Genomic DNA, 377 nt, shown 5'->3' with positions numbered 1-377 from the left:
TGGTACGCTTTCGGAATTAATCGGCGATCTCGGTAACAAACTGTTTGGTCGGCAATTTGTCCTTCCCCGCTGGCTGGATATTCCTCTGCGCGGCGTGAAGTATTTGCTGTTGAGTTTTTTTCTCTATATCGCGTTATTGATGCCCGCTCAGGCGATTCACTATTTTATGTTGTCGCCCTACAGCGTGGTGATGGACGTTAAAATGCTCGATTTCTTTCGTCATATGGGGACCGCGACATTAATCAGCATGATCGTTTTGCTGATTGCCAGCCTGTTTATTCGCCATGCCTGGTGTCGTTATCTTTGCCCATATGGCGCGCTGATGGGCGTGGTTTCGCTATTATCGCCGTTTAAGATTCGTCGCAATGCCGAAAGTT

The 377-nt window shown here is 48.0% G+C and carries 1 protein-coding gene; it reads left to right on the top strand.

Going from position 1 to position 377, the window contains the following annotated elements:
- Positions 1-377, top strand: a 377-nt coding sequence (locus LZP73_RS19410) for a 4Fe-4S binding protein (RefSeq protein ID WP_234236551.1), incomplete at both ends; no start/stop codon positions are given.

This window comes from Shewanella sp. AS16 (assembly GCF_021412365.1).
Lineage (GTDB): Bacteria > Pseudomonadota > Gammaproteobacteria > Enterobacterales > Shewanellaceae > Shewanella > Shewanella salipaludis.
The sequence above is the reverse complement of the archived record's forward strand: the minus strand, read 5'-3'. Positions and strand labels throughout refer to the sequence as shown.